Origin of the sequence: Pseudomonas batumici, assembly GCF_000820515.1 — a bacterium.
GTDB lineage: Bacteria > Pseudomonadota > Gammaproteobacteria > Pseudomonadales > Pseudomonadaceae > Aquipseudomonas > Aquipseudomonas batumici.
Map to the genome: position 1 here is coordinate 1 of NZ_JXDG01000106.1, position 409 is coordinate 409.

At 56.0% G+C, this 409-nt stretch carries 1 protein-coding gene; it reads right to left on the bottom strand.

Going from position 1 to position 409, the window contains the following annotated elements; all coding sequences use genetic code 11:
• A partial coding sequence (locus UCMB321_RS28435) for an IS110 family transposase (protein WP_157016099.1) occupies positions 1–409 on the bottom strand: 409 nt, incomplete at both ends.

Consider the following 409-nt stretch of genomic DNA (forward strand, 5'->3'; position numbering starts at 1 on the left):
TGCTGGGTTCTGGTGCGTACCAATTGAATCCGCTTACGGGCCAAGTCACGCAGTGCTCGTTCTTGAGGTGGGTGAATGTAGCCGGTAGGCAGGATCCCCAATCGCAGCAGATGGGCCAGGAACGCCGCATCATCCTTATCGTCGGAATGTTTCAAGCCATCGTAGTGTTTCATCGCCACCGGGTTGGCCAGCTTGACGTCGAAACCTGCGGTCTTGAGCCCGTCGACCAGCCAATACCAGTTGTAGGTCGACTCCACCACGACGCCAAGCAGTTCGGTGCGATGCGGCTCAAGCAGTCCGATTATCAGGGCCAACTCATTGGGACAGCGCCGACTGACCAGCACCTGGTCCATTTCGTCGGTAACCACCACAACACTATTGTTCGAATGCAGGTCTATGCCACAGAATT